The sequence below is a fragment of the Actibacterium sp. D185-2 genome (genome assembly GCF_054954595.1).
The window spans coordinates 20637-43953 of the sequence record NZ_JBPWNX010000002.1 but is presented as its reverse complement, the minus strand read 5'-3'; the positions used below and the strand labels follow the sequence as shown (position 1 = coordinate 43953).

The following is a 23317-nucleotide window of genomic DNA, read 5'->3' as shown; positions in this document are numbered from 1 at the left end:
CCGGCAGGAGGAGACCGATGTCCCGCAGGCAGGGGAAATATCTGCGGATCGTACAATCGGTTCCACCAGATCCGCCCGGCCCGGACACAGGCCGCGCATTTGGCACGGCTCATATGCCCGACGCGGCCCGAAGGGTGCGGACGGCACGACATTCGAGACCAACGATTGGAGGACGTTACGATGACATTTCACTTTCCACAGGGCAAAGCCCGGCTGCTGCTGGGCGCCTCGCTTGCCCTTGGGCTCAGCGCCCTGGGCGCCTCGGCCGACACGCTCCGCTTCTGGACCACCGAAGAACAGCCCGAACGCCTGGCCAAGCAACAGGACATGGCCACCCGGTTCGAGGCTGAAACCGGCATCAAGGTCGATGTGATCCCCGTCACCGAAAGCGATCTGGGCACCCGCGCCACCGCCGCCTTTGCCGCAGGCGACCTGCCCGACGTGATCTATCATACGCTGCAATACGCCCTGCCCTGGGCCGAGGCCGGTATTCTGGACACCGGCGCCGCCACCGATGTGGTCGAAGAGCTGGGCCGCGACACATTCGCCCCCGGCGCGCTGGCGATGGCCGCGTTCGACGGCGAAGTGGCCGCGGTACCCGTCGACGGCTGGACCCAGATGATCGTCTATCGCAAGGACCTGTTCGACGCCAACGGGCTGGCCGCGCCCAACACCTATGCCGATGTGCTGGCCGCAATCGAAAAGCTGCACAACCCGCCCGAAATGTACGGCTTCGTCTCGGCCACCAAGGTGGACGAGAATTTCATGAGCCAGGTGCTGGAGCATGTGTTCCTGGCCAACGGCGTCTCGCCGGTCGGCCCCGACGGGTTCAAACCGCTGGAAGAAGGCCCCACCACCGAGGTGCTGGATTTCTACAAGGCGATCTCCGAAGCCTCGCCGCCGGGCGAGCTGTACTGGAAGCAATCGCGCGAGGTCTATTTCGCGGGCAAGGCGGCGATGATCATCTGGTCGCCCTTCATTCTGGATGAACTGGCCGGCCTGCGCGACAGCGCCCCGCCGACCATCACCGGCGATCCGACCTCGGCCGAGCTGGCCTCGAAAACCGGGATCGTGACCACCTTCGCCGGCCCGTCGAACCCCGCCGGCGCCGCCTGGGGCGATATCCGCTATTTCGGGATCACCGCCGACGCCGACACCGGGGCTGCAATGGATTTCGTCGAATACTCGATGGACGAAGGCTATACCCAGACCCTGTCGATCGCGCCCGAGGGCAAGTTCCCGGTGCGCAAGGGCACGCACGACCACCCCGAAAAGTTCACCGAGGCCTGGTCCAAACTGGACGTGGGCGTGGACCGCAAGGCCCCGCTGGCCGAGCTGTATGCGCCTGAAATGATCGACGAGATCGTCGGCGGCCTGGACGTGGCCCAGCGTTGGGGTGTGGCCGACGGGCAGCTTTCGCTGGCGTCGAAGATGATCAACTCGCAGGTCATCAACCGGCTGGTGCGCGAATATATCGACGGACGCCGCGACGCCGCCGCGACCGTCGCCGCCCTGAACGAAGAACTGGCGAAAATCCACTAAGGGACCGCCCGTTTACGAAAACCGGACGGGGGCCGCGCCCTGCCGCCCCCGCCCGACCCGGCCCGAAAGGACGATCATGACCACCACGGCACTGCCGCCCAAGGGGACCGGCCCCCTGGCAAAGCGCGAGGCGCGTCTGGCCTGGGGCATGTTGATGCCCAGCATCATCAGCGTATCGCTGGTGGTGATCCTGCCGCTGTTCGCGATCGTCTGGATCAGCTTCAAGCCCATCGGCCTGGCCGACCTGCGGATGCCGACCCCGGTCGTGCGCGAAACCCTGCGCGGCCGCCCCGAGGCCGCGGGCGACGACGCGACGCTGGAATACCGGATACGCAATTCCAGCCAGGACAAGCCGATCACCGGCGTCACCCTGCGCGACACCCTGCCCGAGGGGCTGATCGTCGGCGCGGTGGATCCGCACTGTACCCTGAAGGGGCGCAAGCTTTATTGCGATCTGGGCGACTGGGAGCCGGGCTTTCGCGACCGGCTACAGTTTCCGGTGACCGTCAGTCAGGACTTTCTGGATGCCGACCCCGACCTGAACGACACCCCGGCCCGCATGACCGGCACGTCGGAAAACATCCTGATCAACGGCGAATTCACCCTCAAGAACTTCGCCCGCATCTTCGACAGCAGCGAATTCATGCATGTTCTTTATGCGACGCTGTTTTACACCATCTTCGGCACGGTCGGCGCGCTGGTGACGGGGCTGTTCGCCTCGTTGCTGCTGAACAAGTCCTTCCGCGGACAGGGGGTTTTGCGCGGGCTGTACCTGTTTCCCTATGTGGCGCCGGTGATCGCGGTGGCCTTTACCTGGGTCAACCTGTTCGATCCGTTCTCCGGCTCGGCCAATGCGCTGCTGATCCAGATGGGCGTGACCGAGGGGCCGATCAACTTTTTCGGCCAGCGCCCGCTGGCGCTGATCATGGTGACGGTGTTCGAGATATGGCGCTATTTCCCGCTGTCCTTTCTGTTCATCCTGGCGCGGATGCAGGCCATCCCCGAAGATATGTACGAAGCCGCCGACATGGACGGCGCCAGCCCGTTCCAGAAATTCTGGTACCTGTCGCTGCCGCAGCTTCTGGGCATCCTGTCGGTGGTGTTCCTGCTGCGCTTCATCTGGACCTTCAACAAGTTCGACGACATCTTCCTGCTGACCGGCGGCAATGCGGGCACGCGGGTTCTGACGGTCGAGGTGTACGAGCAGGCCTTCGCGATCGGCAATATCGGCGCGGGGGCGGCGGTGGCGATGGTGATCTTCTGCTGCCTGCTGCTGTTTTCGGTGCTGTTCTTCAAATATATCAGCCGGGAGGAAGGGCTATGACCAAGGCGCACAGGATTTCATGCCTCCGGCGGGGATATTTTAACGAAAAAGAAGGGGCGCGAGCATGAAGCTTCTGTATCGCGGCTATCTGACGGCGGGGCTGCTCGGGGCGTTGTGGTCGCTGGTCATCGCGATCTGCGCCGCCATCATCGTGTCCTTCGTGACCAGCGCGGCGATGCGCCCGGTGGGGATGTCGGCGCTGATCGCGGGGGTGGGCTTTGGCCTGCTGGCGCTGCCCGGCGCGGTCCGGCCTTCCCCCGGCAAGGCGCGGATCGTCGCGCTGGCGGCGGCCGCGCTGTGCCTGCTGCTGGTACTGACCGTGCTGTCCCCCCCATTGGCCGGCGGGGCCGAGACCGGCATCGGCGCCACCGCGCTGGCGCTGGTGATCTATGTGGCGGGCTGCATCATCCCGTTGCGCATGATCCTGCGCGGCCTGCCCTTCGGCACGCTGAACCGGCATGAGTTCGAGGCGGCAGTGATCCATTTCCTGACCGGCACCGGCTATATCTTCTTCACCGCCATCGTGGTCATCCCGTTTTATGTGATGTTCATGACCAGCCTGAAATCGCAGCAGGCGCTGCTTCTGAACCCGCTGGATTTCTCGATCGATCTGAACAAGGGTCTGGGACTGTTCCGCAGCTATACCGAACTCTTCGCCCAGTATCATTTTGGCCGCTACATGTGGACCTCGTTCTATGTGTCGGTGCTGACGGTTCTGGTCACGCTGCTGTTTTCGGTGCCCGGCGCCTATGCGGTGGCGCGGCTGCGGTTCAAGGGGCGGGCGGCGTTTTCGCGCTCGATCCTGCTGATCTACATGGTGCCGATGATCGTGCTGGCGCTGCCGATCTATATCGCCTTTTCGATGTCCGGGCTGCGCAACTCGATCGTCGGGATCATCCTGATCTATCCGGTGACCACGATCCCCGTGGCACTGTACATGTTGCAGGGCTATTTCCGTGGCTTGCCGTCCGAGATCGAGGATGCCGGACTGATGGACGGGCTGAGCCGGCTGCAGGTGATCTGGAAGATCACCCTGCCGCTGTCGCTGCCGGCGATGGCGTCGGTGTCGCTTTATGTCTTCATGATCGCATGGAACGAGTTTCTGCTGGCCTTCATGCTGCTGGACGATCCGTCGAAATTCACGCTGACCCGCGGGGTGGCGATGCTGAACTCGTCCGAAATTCCGCGCCAGCACCTGATGGCCGGCGCGGTGATCGCGACGGTGCCGATCATGCTGCTGTTCCTGAGCCTGGAGCGGTTCATGACACGGGGCCTGACAGCGGGCGCGGTGAAGGGATGAGCAACGATCTGGACGAACAGGCCCGCGCGATCCTGACCGGCAACGACCGGGGCGGCTATACCGTGCCCACGGCGGGGCTTTATCCCTATCAGTGGAACTGGGACAGCGTGTTTGCCGCTTTCGGGTTTGCCCAATACGACATGACCCGCGCCTGGGCCGAGATCGACATGCTGTTTTCCGGTCAGTGGCCCAATGGCATGGTGCCGCATATCCTGTTCCACAAGGTCGATCCCAGCTATTTCCCCGGCCCCGATGTCTGGGGCGGGGTCGGGCCCCTGCCCTCGTCCGGGATCAGCCAGCCACCGATCGCGGCCACCTTCATCCGGATGCTGTGGCAGATGGACCCCGACGGCGGTGCGGCCCACGCCCGCGCGCTGTTCCCAAAACTGATGGCCTGGCACCGCTGGTTCCATGACTGGCGCACCGAAAACGGCGCCATCGTCGTCACCCACCCGTGGGAAACCGGGCGCGACAATGCCCCCGACTGGGACGGCCCCTTTGCCGCGATCCACCCCGAAGGCATCGACGGCTACGACCGGCGCGACACCCATCATGTGGTCGATGACGAACGGCCCCGCAAATACGATTACGACCGCTATCTGTATCTGGTGAAGCTGGGGCGCGATTGCGGCTGGGACGAGGCGCATCTGCGCAAGATCACCCCGTTCCGGGTCGCCGATCCGACGATGACCTTCACCCTGTTGCGGGCCAACCGCGACCTGCGGGCGATGGCGCTGGCCCTGGGCGCGCCCACCGAAGAGATCGACGCCTGGATCGCCGGGCAGGAGGCGGGCGCCGAAACCCTGTGGAACCCCGACATCGGCAGCTACGACTGTTTCGACACCCGCGCCGGGCGCTTTGCCGGCTGCATTTCCAATGCCTCGTTCCTGAACTGGTATGCCGGTGTGGGCGGCGACCGGATGCTGCCGCATCTGACGCGCATCGCCAAGCTGGTGCGCTATTCGGTGCCCAGCCACGACCCCGCCAGCCCCGCCTATGAACCGAAGCGCTATTGGCGCGGGCCGGTCTGGGCGATGATGAACATGCTGATCTGCATCGGCCTGTTCGAATCCGGGCATGTGGACGAAGCCACACGCATCCGCAACGAAACCACCGAGATGATCGCAAAGAACGGCTTTGCCGAATATTTCGACCCGCGCGACGGAAGCCCCGCCGGAGGGCGGCTGTTCACATGGACGGCCGCGGTCTGGCTGGGCTGGGCGTCGCCAACAACAGGGAGGGACAGATGGGCAGCATCGAACTGAGGAATGCCGAAAAATGGTTCGGCGCGGTGCAGGTCATCAAGGGGATCGACCTGAAGATCGAGGATGGCGAATTCATCATCTTCGTCGGGCCCTCGGGTTGCGGGAAGTCCACCTTGCTGCGGATGATCGGCGGGCTTGAGGAAACCTCGCGCGGGTCGATCCTGATCGACGGGCAGGATGTGACCGACCAGCCCCCCGCCAAGCGCGGGCTGTCGATGGTGTTTCAGTCCTATGCGCTGTATCCGCATATGTCGGTGCGCGACAACATGGGGTTTTCGCTGAAAACCGCCGGCGCCCCCAAGGCCGAGATCGACGAAAAGGTGAACGAGGCGGCCCGGATCCTCAAGCTTGAACCCTATCTCGACCGACGGCCCAAGGCGCTGTCGGGCGGGCAGCGGCAGCGGGTGGCGATCGGCCGCTCGATCGTGCGCGCGCCCACGGCGTTCCTGTTCGACGAGCCGCTGTCCAACCTCGACGCCGCGCTGCGGGTCGAGATGCGCTATGAGATCGCCAAGCTGCACCGCAGCCTTGAAACCACGATGATCTATGTGACTCATGATCAGGTCGAGGCGATGACCCTGGCCGACCGCATCGTGGTACTGGACGCGGGCTTTATCGCGCAGGTGGGCAGCCCGAAGGATCTGTATGAAACCCCGGCCAACCTGTTCGTGGCGCAGTTCATCGGCAGCCCCAAGATGAATGTCATTCCCTGCACCACCTCGGACGGCGCCTATCGCCTGGAGGGCGGGCGCGGCGGCGCGTTTTCCGGCGATCACGCCGCGGTGCAGCTTGGCATCCGGCCCGAACACATCACCCCCTGCGCCGAAGGCGACGGGCAATGCGACGGTACACTGGATGTGGTCGAATATCTGGGGGCCGATACCTATCTGATCGTCGATTGCGGGCCGCTGGGCCACATCACCCTGCGCGGCGAGGGCGACAACGGCCTGCAGCGCGGCGCGCATCTGGGGCTGCGGTTCGATCCCGCCCGGCTGCATTTCTTCGATACGGCCGGACTGGCGGTGCGCTGAACCCGCCCGCCGTCAGGTCGTCCCGTCGCCGGGGGTGAAATCCGACACGGTCATCTTCAGGCCGATCCGCTACAGACCGTCGGTTTCCTGAAGACCCGCCTGTGGCGACAGCCGGGGGGCAACGCGCCGATCGGCTGATTGCCCGGCGTCGACATGCCGACACCAAGATCGTTCGCCCCTGCTTGCGTGTCAGCCCGCTGGTAAGGGCGATACGCACCGCAGCATTGCGGAATTCATTCGTCCGTGGACGCCGCAGGGGCCGCCTCCTTTGGTGCAGAATATGCCGGCAAAGGTGCGGCACCAAACCGCGACAGGTTCATCCTGATTCATCCAAGGTGGGCGGGTGGCGTTGCTGTAGAAGGACTTTTCCGGGATTCATCCCTCCGGCACGGTCAGGGCGTCACTGACGGTGGAAACCGGCAGATCGAGCCATCGGATACCCAACTCGGCAAGGAACTTGCCTTCCATCCGGGTAAGCGGGCCGGGCATGACGGCGATATGGCCGGGGGCCGAGCGTTTGGCGATCTGACGGGCGAAGATGCGCAGCATCTGGTCATCGAACCGGCAGCCGAGAAACAGGAAGGGGTGCCCCGTCCGGCGGTTCTGGACCTCTTGGGGAATTGGCCGCTGGATATCGATTTCGGTAAGGACCTCGACATAATCGCTGTCGGACATGAGGTAAGACGACCCAGCCCGCGCCAGCCCATGCGGCTTGTAGATCAGCGAGCCCCAGGCAGGATCGGCATCGGGCACTTCCTGCCCGGTGCTGTCATAGGCACGGGTGAAGATGTCGATCCATTCGCCGTTGCGGCTGACCCCCTGAACCAGGCCCCAGTCGCCCTTGCCGAACGCCCCCAAAATCCCATCGTCATACCAGGTGTCGACCACCATGGGCGGACGGCAGCGCGCCAGCCAGTCATGGACCGGGTTGCTTTGCGCCGGTGCCACATCGAAAGCGCGGCGTGTGATATCGTCCAGCGTGGCGCGAAACTTGCGGCTTTCCACATACTGCGCGACCGACCACAGATTGCCAGCAGCACGCCGCGGGGCACGGATTTCGGCCTCGATCCGCGCGCAAAGCTCGGCGGGCGTCGTGGGGGCCCCACCGCCAGAGAGCGCCGACACCTCCGGCCCGAGATAGGCGATGCGGGTGCCGGCGGCGACTTCGTTCATCGCTTGTTCGAGCAGGTCGAAATCGGACATGGCTCAGTCCTCCTCGGCGGTGGCAAGGCGGCGCGCCTCGACGGTGATCGGCAGCGCGGGCGGCTCGTCAAAGGCGGGCATGGCAAAGACCCAGCCATTGGCCAGTTTCGCCCACCCGCCCCAGAGCCCGGGGTTTTCGGTTTCGACGACCATCTCCTCGAGATCCTTCTTGGGAACATAGGCCTCAAGGCCCTTTGGCGTGTTGCGGATCATGATCTTCATGCGGCAGGCTCCTTCGGCGCGGGGTTCGGCTGAGTGACGATATGAGGTTGCAGGGCTGTTGGATCTTCGGTGCGGCGCCTTGCCGGCTCGGCCGGGATCAGCTCGCGCTCGCGCATGCCCACGATGCTGTCGCGGCCCGCGAAATCGACGGCGTAGATATAGAATTGCTGAAGAAAGACACCAATGTCGCGGACGTAGCCCACATCACCCTTCTTCACCACCACCTCCCCGATTTCCTTGCCGGCCATGGTGCCGTCGTTCTTGACGTTTTTCTTCGAGATCACCTTGTCGCCAGGCCCGAAGGCCGGGTCGCGGTAAACCTCGATTTCACGATCGTCGGTGGACATGGGTCAGGCCCCTTCCTGCAGCTGAGCCAGGCGCGCGGACGCGGCCTCGCGGATGATGTCTTCGGGATCGTTCAAAAGCGCGGCCGCCACATCGGACCCGCCGGTTTCGGCGGCGGCATGACGCACGCGCAGGTCCTTATCGCCAACGAACAATCCGGCGCGGCGTTGCGCGGCCTCGCGCCGGACCAGCGGATCCGGATCGCGGCGGAACCGGTCAAGCCAGCCCTCGCCCACCCGGCGGGCGACGATGCGGCGGATTTCGGGATCTGCATCGCCGATCATCACCGGCAGCATTCCCGGCGCGGCGCGGCGCGCCACGATAGAGCGGACATACCCGTCCATGTCCGCCGCCATCGGCAGCAGCTTTGCCACTGGCAGGCGGTGGGCCACTGCGATGCGGACCCGCCGGTCGGGATCATTGATCCGGCGCTCGGCATGTTTCGGCGGAAGACGCAGGATGGCCATGGCACGGACGCCGGCATCCGGGTCGGTCAGAAGGCGCGGCAACCGGAAGACCGACGCCGCGCGGGCGGCATTCATCCGGGTTTCGAAATAGGGGTGGCTCAGGCTCTCGTCAGCGAGGTCGGGATTGAGCAGGAAGAAGCGTTCGATCCGTTTGGCATAGCGGTCATGGGCGCAGGCCCAACCCAGTCCGCACTGGCCCAGACCCAGCCGGGCGCGAAAGCGGCAGCCGCCGCAGTCAAGCGACGCACCCTGCCAATCGACCGGTGCCGGACCCTCGGGCATCGGCTCAGGCCGGAACGCAGGTTTCGGGAACCGGGCAGACCTCGGCGCATTGCGGCAGGTCGTAGTGGCCCTTGCACTCGGTACAAAGCTCGGGGTCGATGATATAGGTGTCGGACTCGAACTTGATAGCGGCGTTGGGGCATTCGAATTCGCAGGCACCGCAGACGGTGCAATTGGATTGAACGATCGTCAGGGCCATGGGCTTTTCCTTTGCGGTGGCGGTTCGGGGCATACGGCGCGGCGGACCGATCCGCCGCGCCTGTGGGGTTCAGGCGGTTTCCGCCTCGACCGCGGGCAGGCCCATCCGCGCGCGATAGACTGCGGACACGGCCGTCTCGATATAGTCGTAGGCGTAATCCTGGACCGCCTCGATCCCCGCTGCGGCGAGGTCCTCTCGGGGGCAGTCGCCGATCTTGGCGCACAGGATCGTGTCGATCCCTTCCAGCGTCTTGATCACCAGTTCCAGTTTGTCGTCTTCGCCATAGCCACCGACACAGTAATTGTCGCAGCGGCGATGGGTGACGAAGCGGACGCCGGCTGCGTCGACCTCGAAAATCTGGAACTCGGTGGCATGGCCGAAATGCTGGTTGATACGCCCGCCGCCCTTGGTGGCGACGGCGACCAGCATCGCCCCTGCGTCGTTGGCCACGGCGGTCTCGGTCTCGGCCTTGGCCACCTCGGCCGCCGCCCGGCGGTCGCCGCGTTCCTTGGCCACCCAGTCGCGGTAGGTCTCGCGCTTGGACGGGTCATAGGTCACCTCATCGGGCACCAGATCCATCGTGAATTCCTGGCCCCGGTCCTCGCCCAGAAGGCCCACCGCGTCGGCCCGGCATTGGCGGCAATGCTTCATCAGGTTGGCGCCGCCGGCACATGCGTCCTGCAATTCCTTCAACTCGGCGGCAGTGGGGCCGCGCTGACCTTCGAGACCGAAGACCGTGCCGTGCTCGGGCGCCGAGATCAGCGGCATGATGTTGTGCAGGAAGGCGCCGCGCTTCTTGACCTCCTTGTTCACCTGCAGAAGATGCTTGTCATTGATCCCGGGGATCATGACCGAGTTGACCTTCACCAGAATCCCGCGCTCGTGCAGCAGTTCGAGCGAGAGCATCTGGCGTTCGTGCAGGATCTGGCTGGCCTCCAACCCGGTGCGCCGCTTGTGCTGATAGTAGATCCAAGGATAGATCTTCGTGCCCACCGCAGGGTCAATCATGTTGATCGTCAACGTGACGTGGTCGATGTTCATCTCCAGCAGATCGTCCACGTGATCCGGCAGGGCAAGGCCGTTGGTCGACAGGCAGAGCTTGATATCCGGCAGCGTCTCGACAACACGGGCGAAGGTCTCGCGTGTTTTTTTCCAGTCATAGGCACTGTCGCCAGGGCCCGCGATGCCCAGCACGGAAAGCTGCGGAATCTCGTTGGCCACCGCGATCACCTTGCGCGCGGCCTGTTCCGGGGTCAGCCGCTCGGAGACGACGCCGGGGCGACTTTCATTGGCGCAATCGTACTTGCGATTGCAGTAGTTGCACTGGATGTTGCACGCGGGCGCCACGGCGACGTGCATTCGCGCGAAATAGTGATGCGCCTCTTCGGAATAACAGGGGTGATCCTTCACCTTCTCCCAGGTCGCCGGGTCCATATCCTCGGGCGCGTCGGAAGACCCGCAACTTGATGACGAACATCCCGACGATTCCATCGCCTTGCTCAGGCTGTTCTTGGACCCGACCGACAGGCCGTCCAGTGAGATGACGTTTTCGGACATGGGGCACCCTTTGCTGTGTTTGGTCTGTTCATAGCTTTGACAGCAAAAAGTGGGCCAAGACATAAGTCTTTGTTTTCAGTTTGTTTTATGGAAAATTGATTGTCGGACATCAAACAATGAGACCGACAGGGAAATGTCAGGGCGCGTGCCTTGAACAGGCGGCGGCCCCGTCCGGCAGGGACAGGGCCGCAAACCCGGCGGAATGCCGGTGCAATCAGAACTTCTGGACCTTGATGCCGTGTTTCTGCAGGGCATAGGCGATTTGCCGCGGTGTCATGCCCAGCAGGCGGGCGGCCTTTGCCTGCACCCAGCCGGATTGCTCCATGGCGGCAACCAACTCTTCCTTCGCGGTGTTGGCGGTGCTGCGCCTGCCGAAGGGCGCCGCTGTTTCGGTCGGCTGGGCCTCCGGCGGCTTTGGGGCCGCAGACCCCTTGATCGTGGGGGTCACGACACGGCCCACCGCCAGGCCGCCGATCGGCGAGGCATCACTTTGCAGGCGCGAAAGCTCGGACGAAAGGCACGACCCCTGACGACAGGCCAGTTCGCTGCCCAGCACGACCTGGCCATCCGACAACGCCGCGGCCCGGCTGACGCAATTCTCCAACTCACGCACGTTGCCGGGAAACTTGCAGTGGCAGATCGTGTCGAACGCGTCGGATGCAAAATGCACATTCGTGCCGTTCACCTCGTTGAAACGGTTAAGGAACAATTGCGCCAACGGGATAATGTCGCTTTTCCGTTCGCGCAGGGGCGGCAGGATGATGGGCACCACACAAATCCGAAAGTAGAGATCGGCGCGGAACGTGCCGTTGGCGACCGCCACTTCCAGATCGCGGTTGGTCGCCGCCACGATGCGGACATCGACCTTCAGCGTCCGCGTTCCCCCGACCCGCTCAAACTCCCCTTCCTGCAAGACCCGGAGCAGCTTGGTCTGGAACGTCGGGCTTATCTCGCCGATTTCGTCCAGAAAGAGCGTGCCCTTGTCGGCCAGCTCGAAGCGCCCCTTTTTCAGCGCCGTCGCACCGGTAAAGGCACCCTTGTCATGCCCGAACAACTCGGATTCCAGCAGGGTCTCGGACAGGGCGGCGCAATTCACACTGACAAAGGGCGCCGACTTGCGCTCGGAATTGGCATGAATGGCGCGGGCGAAGAGTTCTTTGCCGGTGCCGCTTTCACCGCGAAGCAGGACCGGCGTCTTCGTCCCCGCGACGCGCTTGACCTGGTCGATCACGTCCATGATGGCCGGGCTGTCGCCGACAATGCCGTCCACTGCGACCGGGGGGATTCGCACGTTTCGTTGGTGGATGACGTCTTCCAGAATGCGTTTGGTATCGGACAGCGCGCGCTCGCGATCACGCGCAATACGCCTGCGGAACCGCAACGCCTGTTCCAGCAAAGACGCAACCATGGTCAGTACACGCACGTCAATGTCGGAAAGGCCGGCGCGCGCGTTGTCGTGGCTGCGATAGGCAAAGAGAACACCCAGCACGAAATTGCTTTGCTCGGGGTCGCGCAAAGGCACTGCAATCAGGCTCTGGCCACTGTCGCGCAACCGGGTGGGAACCGCGTCCGGCCCATATTCCTTTTCCACGTCGTAAATGACGAGCGGCACACCCGATCGAAAGACCAGGCGGGCCGCAGCGTCGGGGACCACGTCGGACGGCGGCGCGTTTTCATCCAGCACGAAAGACGTGGCGGCGATCACGTACGGGTTCACCGATCCGGGGGGCGTGCAAGCATCCGGCTCGGCCAGAAACGCAAGAACGCCATGCCGCAGGTCAAGGAACGACGACAGGACGCTCAGAATCTCCGGCACCACCTCAATCGGATCCGGCGCTGTCGCTACGGACTTGGCGATTTCATAGATCGCATCAAGGGCAAGACGGTCTGCCGAAGGCCCGGAGGGCGGCAGGGTCGTGTTCCGGGCTTGGGTCCTATTTCTGCTGTCGGTCCCCAAGATAGTCATCGGGAGTACTCCCCATCAGGTAAGGATTGCTCATTTCAGGATTGGGTGAAGCGTCGCAGGTCGTCTGTTCGACGCCACGCCCTTACCAAACAAAGTGTATCAGTTTGCAAAAAACGGCGGGCGGCGCGACGGGCGAAACCGGGCGGCTTGGCACGGCTGCAATGTCGCAGCACAGAACATGCACAACCTTTCGGCGTTGATCGGTCGGGTTTACCCCCAATTGAGCGAAAAATGAATGCGGCTGCGACCGAATCAGGGATTGCCTATTTCTTCAGGGCGGCGCGGCGGCGCTGATAGGACGACCCGATCCCCAACGCGGCGCGGTATTTTGCGACCGTCCTGCGGGCGATTTTCAACCCGGACCGCCTGGCCATCGCGACGATGGCATCGTCGCTGAGCGGCTCATTGGGGTTCTCGCTCCGTACGACCTTCTGAACGAAGTCGAGCGCGCGATCGCGCGAGATCGCCTCGCCGCCCGGCCCCGCCGCCATCGCCCGCGAAAAGAAGGCGCGCAGGGGCAGCGCACGGGTCGGCGTCTGGATCATCCGCCCCGACACCGCGCGGCTGACGGTCGAGGCATGGAGCCCCAGCTCGCCCGCCACGTCCTCCAGCGTGAGCGGCGTCAGATGTGCCGGGCCGTGATCAAGAAAGCCTGCCTGCCGCGCCACCAGAACGGCGGCGGTGCGCAAAAGCGTGTCGCCGCGGCGCTGCAAGGCCAGGGCAAGCGCGCGCGCCTCGGCCAATGCCTTGCGCCGCTCGGCCCGCGCTTCGGCGTCGGCGCTGCCGTCGGGCAACCGATCCTCGCGCACCGTGATCGTGGGCGAGCTGTCGCGGTTCAGCTCGACCGTCCAGCCGTCCGCGCCGTGGGTGGCAATCAGGTCGGGCGGAAAGACCGGGGCGATCACATGCGAAAATGCAAGTCCCGGCTTGGGATCCAATCCCCGGATCTGGCCAAGGATGACAGGTATGTCGGCGGGCTCGCAATCGCATAGCGCCGCCAGTTCGGCGGTTCGGCCTTCCCCCAGCAGATCAAGGTTCTGCAGCAGGGTCTCGACCTCCCACGTCAGCAGATCGGCGTCCTTCGCCTGGATCATCAGGCATTCCGAGAGCGAGCGCGCGAACAGGCCGGCGGGCTCGAAATCCTGCAGGACTTCCAACACCCTTTCCGCCTTGGGTTCGGGTACACCGGCCAGAAGCGCGATGGTATCGACAGATTGACCCAGCCAGCCGGTCGGCTCCAGCGCTTCGGCGAAACGCAGGGCGACCATGCAATCCGCCGCCGCCGGAAAGGCCAACTCGATCTGATCGACCACATGCGCCATCAGACTTGGCCGGTCCGCGGCAAGGGCGGCCGCAGCATCGAATTCTTCGCCACCTTTGGGGGCAAAAGCGCGCGGCGGTTCGTAGCGGACAAAGGGGTTGGTGGCCGCCAGTTCCCTGAGATGCTCCGACAGGTCAACGGAGGACATGCCGAGAATGGTGAGCGAATGAAGCATCTGCCCGCCCATTTGCATCGTCTGACGCTGGGAAAGGTTCTGGCCGAATTGCATGGACATCAGCCTACCACCGCGCTTTGCTCCGGCGCAGACGCTGAAGGAGAACCGGGACGCAGGATGGCGCCGCTGGCCGGAATCCGCCCCGCAAATGGGATGACCGGCGCGGGAATGATCAGTTTCGCGAACCGCGACGGCAGCATGGCGAAGCCACCGCGTTGAGCAGACTCACACCGCACAGCCCAAGCCCCCCGCAAGTGCAGGATAGGGACGCAAGGACCGTTCGGCCACCGCCGTGACGGACTGAATCCGGCCGTTCTGCAGCGTCACGACATGATCACAGAGGTGGCGAATTTCTTCGGGGGCGTGACTGATATAGATCATCGGTACGCGCGTTCGTTCCTGCACCCTTGCAACAAGATCGAGCGTCCGCGCCTTGAGCGCGGGGTCCAGGGCCGAGACCGGCTCATCCAGCAGCAGAAGTTCGGGCTCGGCCATAAGGGAGCGGGCGATGGCGGCGCGCTGACGCTCGCCGCCCGACAGCCGCCCCGGACGCGCTGAAAGCAAGTGCCCGAGTTCGAGCGCCGCGATCACCTCATGCCAGAACTCGGTGCCGACATTGCGCGCGCCGTAGGCAAGGTTCCGTTCCACGCTCATGTGCGGAAAGAGCAGCCCGTCCTGGAACACCACGCCGATCCCGCGCTGCGCGGGTGCCACATTGATGCGTGCATCGCTGTGATAGAGCGGCCGACCCCGCAGGGAAATACAGCCTTGTGTCGGACGAACATGACCGGCGAGACAGGAAAACAACGTCGATTTTCCCGAACCCGACCGCCCGATCAGCCCAATGATGCCGCGCGCCGGCAGCGACAGGTCGATATCAAGGCGGAAATCGCCCTGGCGGTGACGCAGATGCATGTCGATCATGCCCGCACCTCGCCCGGTGTCATCCGCCGCGCGATGGCCTCGGACGCCAGCAGCGCCGCCCCGGCAAGCACCAGCGACAGGATGCAAAGCCGCGTCGCATCGGCCTCGCCGCCGGGGCTCTGGGTAACGGTGAACAGGGCCAGCGGCAGGGTTTGGGTGCGGCCGGGAATATTGCCGGCCAGGGTGATCGTGGCGCCGAACTCGCCAACCGCCCGCGCGAAGGCCAGGGTGATGCCGGTCAGGATCCCGGGCGCCATCAGCGGCAAGGTGACCGTGGTGAAGATCCGGGGCTCAGAAGCGCCAAGGCTGCGCGCCGCGCGGGCATAACGCGGGTCGATCGCCTCGGCCGACTGGCGGATTGCCCGCACCATCAGCGGAAAGCCCACGACGGCGCAGGCGATGACCACCGCCTCGCCGGTAAAGGCCACGCGCAGACCGAACCAGTCGTAAAGCGGGCCGCCGACCGGACCGTTGCGCCCCAGCAGGACCAGCAGCAGATACCCCAGAACCACGGGCGGCAACACCAGCGGCAGATGCACCAGGGCGTTGAGCGCCGCATGGCCGGGAAAGCGCCGGGATCCCAGCAGCCAGCCCAGCCCGACCGCCAGCGGCAAAGACCACAGCACGGCCTGCGCCGACGCGCCAAGCGATAGCGCCAATGCGGCGGTCTCGGCGGAGCTGAGGCCGAACATCACATGCCCTCCCGCACCGGCAGAAAGCCGAACTGCGCCAGGACGGCCTGACCTTCGTCACCCGTCAGAAAGTCCAGCACCGGTGCCGCGCCTTCGGGATCCTCGCCCTGCGCAAGCGGCGCGATGAGATACCGGATCGGCGGATGACTGTCTTCCGGCACCTCCCAAAGCACCGACACGCCTGCCACGCCCGCGGCATCGCTGGCATAGACGAGGCCAAGCGCCGCCTCGCCCCGCGCCACTGCGGCGACCGTGGCAACCGTGTTGCGCATGGGGACGAAATGCGGTGCGATGCCGGACCAGAGCCCGATGTTTTCCAGCGCCGTCTTGCCATACACGCCAACCGGGGCCGTCTGCGGATCGGCCATGACGAAGTTTTCGCCGGCCAGCCTTTCGGCAACGGTTTCGGGCGTCAACGGCCCCGCCCCTTCCGGCCCGATCAGGACCAGGCGGTTGGACATCAGGACCGACACGGCGTCCGCCTCGACCAGACCGGATTCCACAAGAAACTGCATCCATTTCGGATTGGCCGAGACAAACAGATCGGCGGGCGCGCCCTGTTCGATCTGGCGTGCCAGCATGCCTGACGCGCCGTAGCTGGTCACCGCCTGCAACTGGCCCCGGCTGAGCGCCGCATCAAGCGCGCGCCCGGTCGAGGCCGCGGCCAGGATCAGCGGATCGGCCCACACCGCGAGGGGCGCGAAGGCCAGTGTCAGGGAAAGAAGGAGCGGTCTGAACATGGGATGACGTCCTTGGGCTTTTGGATGGCGGCTCCGCGCCCTCATTTCACGGCGAGCTTCAGCGCATCGACACCGATAAAGCGGGATTTGAGCTTTTCCTCCTCGTCGCGGAAGACCTTGAACACCTTCTCCTTCAACGGCGTGCTCTCGACGAAATCGCCATAGGCGCGTTTCAGGATCGTGCGGCATTCCAAGAACACCGCCTCCTGATCCAGGCCGCTGAAACTGGCCTCGCGCAGATAGGCGCCAAAGCGTTTCATGATATGCAGCCGCGAGACGTTCAGCACCGCTTGATCGAAGGGCAGCAGCAGATAGGTAAAGATTTCCTCGGCCGAGGACAGGCTGTCGATGTGATCAACCACTCCGGCCGGTTCAAAGTCCTTGGGCATGTCGGTCTCCTGTCTTGTCAATGTTGAAGGTCGCGCGCGGTGTCGACAACGTCGCTCAAAGTCGCCAGCCCCTGTGCACGGCGCGCCTGGCACTGGGCCTCGTGTCGGGAAAGGGCCGCATCGCGCATGGCAAGACGCGCTTCAAGAAAGGCGACCCGGTCAGCCAACCGCGCAAGGGTGCGGCCCACCGGATCGGGCATCAGGTGGTGGTTCAGATCGACCCGATAGGGGTCGGTCGAAACGGGGGGCTCGTTCTGGACGATACGCGCCGGGATGCCAACCACCGTCGCATCGGCGGGCACGGGCTCGACCACAACGGAATTGGCCCCGACCCGGGTGCCCGCACCAATCGAGATCGGCCCGAGTATCTTGGCCCCTGCGCCGACCATCACCCCGTCACCGAGTGTGGGATGCCGCTTGCCCGGCGACCACGACACCCCGCCCAGGGTGACGCCGTGATAGATGGTCACGTTGCGGCCCACCTCTGCGGTCTCGCCGATGACGGCGCCTGCACCGTGATCGATGAAGAAGCCGGGGCCGATACGCGCACCGGGGTGAATGTCGATACCTGTCGTCATGCGGGCGAGATAGGCGATCATCCGCGCCGGACTGCGCCAACCGGCCTGCCAAAGCACATGCGCCGCGCGATGGGCCACAAGCGCGTGCAGACCGGGATAGGTCAGCGCCGTCTCGACCGGGCCACGGGCCGCCGGGTCGCGGTGGCGGATGGCGCGGAAATCGGACCGGATCAGGGATAGAACACCATTCATGCCAGTTCCCCGTTCCGACTCATCCGCCTGGGGCTGACCTGAGCAACCATCATGCGCAGATCGGCCAGCGTCGCGGGCCGCTTTTCTTGCACCGCCAGGTCGCGAATAAGGGGTCTGAGCCGCAACGCCATCTTCTCTGTCGCCGGCAGACCGGCCTCGGCCAAAGCGGCGCGCAGGCCCGCAATTCCGGAATGCTTGCCAATCACGAACTGGCGTTCACGCCCGAAACGGGCCGGCGCGCAGCGGGGGTCCTCATAGGTATCGGGTTGTTTCAGGATTGCATCGACATGGATGCCCGCTTCATGCGCGAAAACCATCGCGCCGGTGATCGGTTTGCAGGGCGGCAGCGCGCGGCCCGAGGCCGAGGCCACCACCGCAGACAGTTCCGGCAGGGTGCGCAAGTTCAAGCCGGTCGCGACTCCGCCGGCCTCCAGCGCCGATCCGACCTCTTCCAGCGCCGCGTTACCCGCCCGCTCGCCAAGGCCGTTGACCGTCACCGACAAATGGGTCGCGCCAGCATGGGCCGCCATCATCGTGTTCGCCGTCGCCATGCCAAAATCGTTATGGGCGTGGATCTCGAGCGGGAGCGATACCCGCGACGCCAGCTCGGCGACCAGCCTGTAGGCGGTCATCGGGTCGAGCAGGCCAAGCGTGTCCGCGATGCGAAAGCGGATAGCCCCGGCAATCGCGGCGACCTCGGCCAGCCGCACCAGGAACGCAAGATCGGCGCGGCTGGCATCTTCGGCGCCAACCGACACCTCCATTCCGCGGCTGGTGGCGCAATAGACGATCGCCGCGGTCTCGCGCAGGATAGTGTCGCGATCAGAGCGAAGCTTGCCCATCAACTGCCGGTCAGAGGTGGGAATGGCGAAATGCACCCGCCGCACCCCGGTTTTCTGTGCCATATCGAGATCGCCGAGGCGCAGGCGGCACCAGACCACCGGCACGGCCCGCGACAGGTCTGCGGCCACACAGCGGATCTCGGCCACTTCGTCATAGCCCATTGCCGGAACGCCGACCTCGATCTCGGCCACGCCGGCCCGGTCCAGGGCGCGGGCGATGGCCCGCTTTTCGTCCAGCGAAAAGGCCACACCGGCGGTCTGTTCACCGTCGCGCAGCGTCGTATCGCAGATCGCGACGGCGCGTAGGGAACGCTCATAGATGGGAAGATCGAAGGACATCGGGCGGCTCCTCAGGCGTAGGCGGGGCTGAACCCGTCGGGTTGCGCCCCGCCGCCAGCCCAGAAGGGAGACATCTCGCGCAAGCCGGCGACGATACCCGGCATGACATCGAGCACCCGGTCGATCTCGGCCTCGGTGGTCTCGCGGCTGAGCGAAAAGCGAATGGCGCCGTGGGCCGCGGTAAACGGAATGTCCATCGCCCGCATCACATGGCTCGGCTCAAGGGAACCAGAGGTGCAGGCAGAGCCGGACGACGCGGCGATCCCCGCCTGATTCAGCTTCAGCAGGATCGCCTCGCCCTCGATATATTCGAACGCCACGGTCGTGGTGTTCGGCAGCCGGTCGTGGGGGTCGCCGGTCACGAAGCAATGGCCGATCTGCTGCACAAGACCCTTTTCCAGCCGGTCGCGCAGTGCCGCCATGCGGGTGCCATCCTCGGCCAATGTGGCCAGTGCATTCTCGGCCGCACGGCCAAGGCCGATGATCGCCGGGGCGTTCTCGGTCCCGGCGCGGCGGCCGCGCTCCTGATGTCCGCCGCGCAGAAGCGGGCGGAACCGGGTCCCCTTGCGCAGGTAAAGCGCGCCAAGACCCTTGGGACCGTGGAACTTGTGCGACGACAACGACAGCATGTCGATTTCGGTGCTCTTCAGGTCGATCGGCAGCTTGCCGACCGCCTGCACCGCATCGGTATGAAACAGCGCACCGACCTCGTGGGCCAGTTCTGCCAGTCCGTCCACCGGAAAAACGGTACCGGTTTCGTTATTGGCCCACATGAACGACACGACAGCCACCCGCGCCGAAAGCGCCGCGCGATAGGCGTCAATGTCGAGCCGGCCTTGCTTGTCCACCGGGATGCGGTGGACGGTTACGCCCTCGTGCTTTTCGAGCCAGTCGCAAAGCGACAGGATTGCGGGATGTTCGACAGTCGACGTAATCACCTCGGTCCGCCCCGTCTGCACCTGAAGGGCCGAGCGGATCGCCGTGTTGTTCGACTCGGTGCCACCGGAGGTGAAGATGATCTCGTGGTCGAATTCCGCACCGATCAGGGCCTGAAGCGACCGACGCGCCGTGCGCAGCGCGCCCCCGACTTCGGAGCCGAAGGCGTGGATCGACGAGGCATTGCCGAACTGCTCGGTGAAATAGGGCAGCATCGCCTCTACCACTTCGGGGAAAACCCGGGTCGTGGCGTTGTTGTCGAGATAGACGGGGGAAAGGGCGGTCTTTGTCATCGTTCCGGCTCCTCAGGACTTGGCCACGGGCATGACGCGGACGGCGCGGCCCAGCGTCTCGGATATTTTCTTCTGAAGCCCGCCAAGCGTCTGGCTGGCAAGCTGACACCCCGCACAGGCGCCGGTCATGTGGACGAGGATCATTGATCCCTCCATGTCGACAAGCTCCACGTCGCCGCCGTCGCGCTGAAAGACCGGGCGCAGTTCGTCGAACACCCTGGCGACCAGAATCGCCTCCCTGGCCGGGCTCACCGCCGGTGCCGGCGCTTCGGCGACAGCAACGTCGGCGGCGGGTGCGGGTGCTGCGGGGATCGCGATCTGCACCGGGGCCGAAGGCTGTGGCGGCTGCGTCGGCGCGGGCGGCTGGTCGGGAATGACGAAGCCCCGGGCCTTTTTCTTCTGCGGCTTCGGCGCTGAGCCAAAGACATAGGCTTCGTCGGCCTTGATCAGACCTTCGTCGGCCATCGCCCGGTTGACGTCGGCAAGCAGGTCTTCCAGCGGCTCGCGGCAGGAGCTACAGCCACCGCCCGCCTTGGTGTAAAAGGTCACCATCTCCAGCGTGGTCAGCTTGTTGGTGCGGATCGCGCGCTCGATCATGCCGGCATCGATGCCGAAACATTTGCAGATCAGCGCGCCCTCCTCGTGGTCGTCCTCCTCCGGCGTTTCGCCGGTATAGGCGGCGACCGCCGCGCTCAGTGCCTCCTGCCCCATGACCGAACAATGCATCTTTTCGGGCGGCAGACCGTCAAGGAAATTGGCAATGTCCTGATTGGTCAGTTTCCGCGCCTCGGCGATGGTCTTGCCGATGATCAGCTCGGTCAGGGCCGAGGACGACGCAATGGCCGAACCGCAACCGAAGGTCTGAAATCTGGCGTCCTCGATGATGTCGGTCTCGGGATTGACCTTCAGCATCAGCTTCAGCGCATCGCCGCAAGACAGCGAGCCGACCTCGCCCACCGCATTGGCATCCTCCAGCGGGCCCGCATTGCGGGGGTTGAAGAAATACTCCTTGACCTTGTCGCTATAGTCCCACATCGGCCGGGTCCCCTTTCAACAGAACGACTTGCCGCAGCCGCAGGAGCGGGAGGCGTTGGGGTTATTGAAAACAAAGCCCGATCCTTCGAGCCCGGCCACGAAATCGATCGTGGTGCCATTCAGGTGTTCCTGACTTTCCGGGTCGATCAGGACGGTCACTTCGCCGGCCTCCACCACCGCGTCGTCGGGCTGGGCTTCCAGCTCCAGCGCCATGCCGTATTTCAGGCCGGCACAGCCGCCCCCCTGAACCATGATGCGCAACCCCGCAACGGGTTGGCCGGCACCGTCGATGGCCGTCTTGATTGCGCTTCGGGCGGGATCGGTGATCGCGATCATGTACTTTCTCCTGTTCGGTGATGACCTTTGGGAAAGGTTCAGCAAGAAGCGGGCCAAGCTGTATTTTTGTTTTTTGTCAGCCGGTTAACCAAATACAATCAGGGCGCGCGCGCTACATTGGCGGATTCGCGACAAGAGCGATTGCAGCGACCCGGACAGGAATGCGCCCGCGGGGTGTCGCAATCAGTCGTCGTCCGCGCGGTCGAGACGCGCCAGCAGCCAGGCGCCGCCGAAACGGTCGGTGGGGTCAAGCTCTGCGGCCTTGGCAAGTGCCGCGCGCGCGGTTTCCATCGCGCCGGTGCGCGCGGCGCAATATCCCACGGCAATCAGCGCCTGAAGGTAGAGACCGGGTGCGGCCTCATGGGCGGTGAACGCGGCATCCCGTGCGCGCACCTCGGCCCAGTCGGGCGCGAGATTCAGGCGCCGCGCAGCATGGCCAAGCACTGCGCGGGCCTGCTCCAGCGCCGCGCCGTGGTCATGCGTGTAGAAATAAAACCGATAGGCCGCGAGCCGCACGCCGGGATCGTCCGGCGCGGCCTGCAACGCGCGGGCGATGACCGCCGCGCTTTCGGTCGGGCGGCTGCACGCCGCTTCGGCCCCGGCCAACAGGTGTGCAGGGTCAATCGGGGGCAAAGCATTCGCCCCGTTCCGGGCAGGCGTCGCAGGACGGTGACAGGCAAAGCGAAAAAGCCGCGTCAGAACAGATTTGCCGGTAGAAGAATTTCTTCCACCGCATGTTCTGGCTGTTCGCGGCGGCGAGGCCCGGCAGATGGCGCGTGATCATCTCGGAAAGGGCCCGACGGCAAGGCAGGCCCAGATCCTCCCACAGGTGGTGCGGCTCCATCGCGCGGCGCGCCAGAATGGCAGCCAGCCAGCGCGCCTCGTCTTCACCCGAACCGCCGCGCCACAAGATCAGCGTTGCGATCGCCTGCTGATCCGCCGGGATCCTTGGCGCGGGCAAATCGAGATCGGGCAGCGTGACGGATGGCAACCATCGGTCGCGCAAGGCGGCGATCCCCCACCCGGGCAGACCCAGCCGTTCGGTCAAAGGCCCCTGCCCCGCCTCGCGTTCGGACAAGGCATGATCGACGATACAGCAGAAATCCGAGACCGAAAGCATCGCCCGCGCGGCCAGCCCGGCCTGGACCGGCGCAATGTCAATCGAGGGGCGCATGGCTTTGACAATCCGAAGGGCAGACCCGTGCGCAGGCACCGCATCCGATGCAGTTTCCGGGCGCGACCATGGTCATTACGCTTTTGACGATTTCGTCCTCGTAATCCTCATACTCCTCGGTGCCCGGTGTCAGGATCACGCCCTCGTCCGTCACACCATGAAGCGTCATCACATCCCGGCCGCAGACCTTGTAACAGCGGCCGCAACCGATGCATTTCGCGGGGTCGATGGCCATCAGGAATTCCGGGACGTATTCCTCGCCCCCGCGGGTGAATGCTGTCACGGGCATGGGATCAGGCCTCCGCGGCGGCTTTCTTCGCCGCCTTCAACGCCTTGCGCGCCTCGCTCAATTCCTTGAACACCTGATAGGTCCGCTCGGCGATCTCGGGGATCTTTTCCCAATCGGTCGGCAGTTCCTCAGAGAGGTCATGCAGGGTCATCTTGGCGTCCGTCGATCGCATCGACAGTTTCTTGACGCGGGTTTCCAGCTCTTCCAGGCTCATGACAGTTTTCCTTGTGTCGGTTTCGCGGCACCAGCGCGAAGCCAGCGGGACATGGGCGTCCGCCCGGCCGACGGCTTCAGGACAAGCGGCGGTGGCGGCGGGGCGGGTTTGCGCGGCTTGCGGAGCGGTTGGATCTGAATCATGT

At 64.8% G+C, this 23317-nt stretch carries 27 protein-coding genes; 6 read left to right on the top strand and 21 right to left on the bottom strand.

What is annotated here, in order from left to right:
* Window positions 1–180: 180 nt before the first annotated feature.
* The 5 genes from ACSR1C_RS03685 to ACSR1C_RS03665 all read left to right on the top strand — a co-directional run bounded on the left by ACSR1C_RS03685 (window position 181) and on the right by ACSR1C_RS03665 (window position 6462).
* The gene (locus ACSR1C_RS03685) at window positions 181–1542 is read left to right on the top strand and encodes an ABC transporter substrate-binding protein (protein ID WP_460257991.1); all 1362 of its coding nucleotides are present in this window, start codon (window positions 181–183) and stop codon (window positions 1540–1542) included.
* A gap of 76 nt (window positions 1543–1618) precedes the next feature.
* Window positions 1619–2866 (top strand): carbohydrate ABC transporter permease, encoded by a 1248-nt coding sequence (locus ACSR1C_RS03680; protein ID WP_460257990.1) that lies wholly within the window; start codon window positions 1619–1621, stop codon window positions 2864–2866.
* A 64-nt stretch (window positions 2867–2930) separates the two neighbouring features.
* Window positions 2931–4166: a carbohydrate ABC transporter permease gene (locus tag ACSR1C_RS03675; protein WP_460257989.1), complete on the top strand. Its 1236-nt coding sequence runs from the start codon at window positions 2931–2933 to the stop codon at window positions 4164–4166.
* Window positions 4163–5431 (top strand): MGH1-like glycoside hydrolase domain-containing protein, encoded by a 1269-nt coding sequence (locus tag ACSR1C_RS03670; RefSeq protein ID WP_460257988.1) that lies wholly within the window; start codon window positions 4163–4165, stop codon window positions 5429–5431. Before ACSR1C_RS03675 ends, ACSR1C_RS03670 begins: the two co-directional genes overlap by 4 nt.
* Window positions 5413–6462: an ABC transporter ATP-binding protein gene (locus ACSR1C_RS03665; RefSeq protein WP_460257987.1), complete on the top strand. Its 1050-nt coding sequence runs from the start codon at window positions 5413–5415 to the stop codon at window positions 6460–6462. Before ACSR1C_RS03670 ends, ACSR1C_RS03665 begins: the two co-directional genes overlap by 19 nt.
* A 375-nt stretch (window positions 6463–6837) precedes the next feature.
* Here the strand turns inward: ACSR1C_RS03665 and ACSR1C_RS03660 are convergent, their stop codons facing one another.
* From ACSR1C_RS03660 to rpoN, 8 genes are all read right to left on the bottom strand, one after another.
* Complete coding sequence (locus ACSR1C_RS03660; RefSeq protein ID WP_460257986.1) at window positions 6838–7665, bottom strand: SIR2 family NAD-dependent protein deacylase; 828 nt, start codon at window positions 7663–7665, stop codon at window positions 6838–6840.
* Between the two features lie 3 nt (window positions 7666–7668).
* Window positions 7669–7887, bottom strand: coding sequence for a putative nitrogen fixation protein NifT (gene nifT, locus ACSR1C_RS03655; protein ID WP_460257985.1), 219 nt, complete (start codon window positions 7885–7887; stop codon window positions 7669–7671).
* Window positions 7884–8234 carry a nitrogen fixation protein NifZ gene (locus tag ACSR1C_RS03650; RefSeq protein ID WP_460257984.1) on the bottom strand — a complete coding sequence of 117 codons (351 nt, stop codon included), beginning with the start codon at window positions 8232–8234 and terminating at the stop codon, window positions 7884–7886. Before ACSR1C_RS03650 ends, nifT begins: the two co-directional genes overlap by 4 nt.
* A 3-nt stretch (window positions 8235–8237) precedes the next feature.
* Window positions 8238–8981 carry a 4Fe4S-binding leucine-rich repeat protein gene (locus ACSR1C_RS03645; protein ID WP_460257983.1) on the bottom strand — a complete coding sequence of 248 codons (744 nt, stop codon included), beginning with the start codon at window positions 8979–8981 and terminating at the stop codon, window positions 8238–8240.
* 4 nt (window positions 8982–8985) lie between these two features.
* Window positions 8986–9180: a 4Fe-4S binding protein gene (locus ACSR1C_RS03640; protein WP_460257982.1), complete on the bottom strand. Its 195-nt coding sequence runs from the start codon at window positions 9178–9180 to the stop codon at window positions 8986–8988.
* A 69-nt stretch (window positions 9181–9249) separates the two neighbouring features.
* Window positions 9250–10737 (bottom strand): nitrogenase cofactor biosynthesis protein NifB, encoded by a 1488-nt coding sequence (gene nifB, locus ACSR1C_RS03635; protein WP_460257981.1) that lies wholly within the window; start codon window positions 10735–10737, stop codon window positions 9250–9252.
* A 214-nt stretch (window positions 10738–10951) separates the two neighbouring features.
* Window positions 10952–12703 carry a nif-specific transcriptional activator NifA gene (gene nifA, locus ACSR1C_RS03630; protein ID WP_460257980.1) on the bottom strand — a complete coding sequence of 584 codons (1752 nt, stop codon included), beginning with the start codon at window positions 12701–12703 and terminating at the stop codon, window positions 10952–10954.
* Between the two features lie 263 nt (window positions 12704–12966).
* The gene (rpoN, locus tag ACSR1C_RS03625) at window positions 12967–14199 is read right to left on the bottom strand and encodes an RNA polymerase factor sigma-54 (RefSeq protein WP_460257979.1); all 1233 of its coding nucleotides are present in this window, start codon (window positions 14197–14199) and stop codon (window positions 12967–12969) included.
* On the opposite strand from rpoN, the gene ACSR1C_RS03620 reads away from it, so the two are divergent.
* Window positions 14191–14418 (top strand): hypothetical protein, encoded by a 228-nt coding sequence (locus ACSR1C_RS03620; protein ID WP_460257978.1) that lies wholly within the window; start codon window positions 14191–14193, stop codon window positions 14416–14418. The two genes, rpoN and ACSR1C_RS03620, sit on opposite strands and share 9 nt — an antisense overlap.
* A gap of 6 nt (window positions 14419–14424) precedes the next feature.
* On the opposite strand, the gene ACSR1C_RS03615 is transcribed toward ACSR1C_RS03620, so the two are convergent.
* The 13 genes from ACSR1C_RS03615 to ACSR1C_RS03555 all read right to left on the bottom strand — a co-directional run bounded on the left by ACSR1C_RS03615 (window position 14425) and on the right by ACSR1C_RS03555 (window position 23172).
* Entirely contained in the window at window positions 14425–15123 is a 699-nt protein-coding gene (locus ACSR1C_RS03615) for an ATP-binding cassette domain-containing protein (RefSeq protein ID WP_460257977.1), read from the bottom strand.
* Window positions 15120–15815: a molybdate ABC transporter permease subunit gene (modB, locus tag ACSR1C_RS03610; RefSeq protein WP_460257976.1), complete on the bottom strand. Its 696-nt coding sequence runs from the start codon at window positions 15813–15815 to the stop codon at window positions 15120–15122. The genes ACSR1C_RS03615 and modB overlap by 4 nt, the downstream gene beginning before the upstream one ends.
* Complete coding sequence (gene modA, locus ACSR1C_RS03605; protein WP_460257975.1) at window positions 15815–16555, bottom strand: molybdate ABC transporter substrate-binding protein; 741 nt, start codon at window positions 16553–16555, stop codon at window positions 15815–15817. The genes modB and modA overlap by 1 nt, the downstream gene beginning before the upstream one ends.
* A gap of 41 nt (window positions 16556–16596) precedes the next feature.
* A complete protein-coding gene (gene nifW / locus ACSR1C_RS03600) occupies window positions 16597–16944 on the bottom strand; it encodes a nitrogenase stabilizing/protective protein NifW (RefSeq protein WP_460257974.1) in 348 nt (115 codons plus the stop codon).
* Between the two features lie 17 nt (window positions 16945–16961).
* Window positions 16962–17714 (bottom strand): serine O-acetyltransferase, encoded by a 753-nt coding sequence (cysE, locus tag ACSR1C_RS03595; protein ID WP_460257973.1) that lies wholly within the window; start codon window positions 17712–17714, stop codon window positions 16962–16964.
* The gene (nifV, locus tag ACSR1C_RS03590; RefSeq protein ID WP_460257972.1) at window positions 17711–18895 is read right to left on the bottom strand and encodes a homocitrate synthase; all 1185 of its coding nucleotides are present in this window, start codon (window positions 18893–18895) and stop codon (window positions 17711–17713) included. The genes cysE and nifV overlap by 4 nt, the downstream gene beginning before the upstream one ends.
* A gap of 11 nt (window positions 18896–18906) precedes the next feature.
* Window positions 18907–20124, bottom strand: a complete 1218-nt coding sequence (gene nifS / locus ACSR1C_RS03585) for a cysteine desulfurase NifS (RefSeq protein ID WP_460257971.1) — start codon at window positions 20122–20124, stop codon at window positions 18907–18909.
* Window positions 20125–20136: 12 nt separating this feature from the next.
* Window positions 20137–21159: a Fe-S cluster assembly protein NifU gene (nifU, locus tag ACSR1C_RS03580; protein ID WP_460257970.1), complete on the bottom strand. Its 1023-nt coding sequence runs from the start codon at window positions 21157–21159 to the stop codon at window positions 20137–20139.
* 15 nt (window positions 21160–21174) lie between these two features.
* A complete protein-coding gene (locus tag ACSR1C_RS03575; protein WP_460257969.1) occupies window positions 21175–21495 on the bottom strand; it encodes a HesB/IscA family protein in 321 nt (106 codons plus the stop codon).
* 183 nt (window positions 21496–21678) lie between these two features.
* Window positions 21679–22128 carry a hypothetical protein gene (locus ACSR1C_RS03570; RefSeq protein WP_460257968.1) on the bottom strand — a complete coding sequence of 150 codons (450 nt, stop codon included), beginning with the start codon at window positions 22126–22128 and terminating at the stop codon, window positions 21679–21681.
* Window positions 22115–22669 (bottom strand): nitrogen fixation protein NifQ, encoded by a 555-nt coding sequence (locus ACSR1C_RS03565; protein ID WP_460257967.1) that lies wholly within the window; start codon window positions 22667–22669, stop codon window positions 22115–22117. The genes ACSR1C_RS03570 and ACSR1C_RS03565 overlap by 14 nt, the downstream gene beginning before the upstream one ends.
* Window positions 22653–22958 carry a ferredoxin III, nif-specific gene (gene fdxB / locus ACSR1C_RS03560; protein ID WP_460257966.1) on the bottom strand — a complete coding sequence of 102 codons (306 nt, stop codon included), beginning with the start codon at window positions 22956–22958 and terminating at the stop codon, window positions 22653–22655. The genes ACSR1C_RS03565 and fdxB overlap by 17 nt, the downstream gene beginning before the upstream one ends.
* A gap of 4 nt (window positions 22959–22962) precedes the next feature.
* On the bottom strand, window positions 22963–23172 hold the full coding sequence (locus tag ACSR1C_RS03555; protein WP_460257965.1) for a CCE_0567 family metalloprotein: 210 nt from the start codon (window positions 23170–23172) through the stop codon (window positions 22963–22965).
* Window positions 23173–23317: the final 145 nt, after the last annotated feature.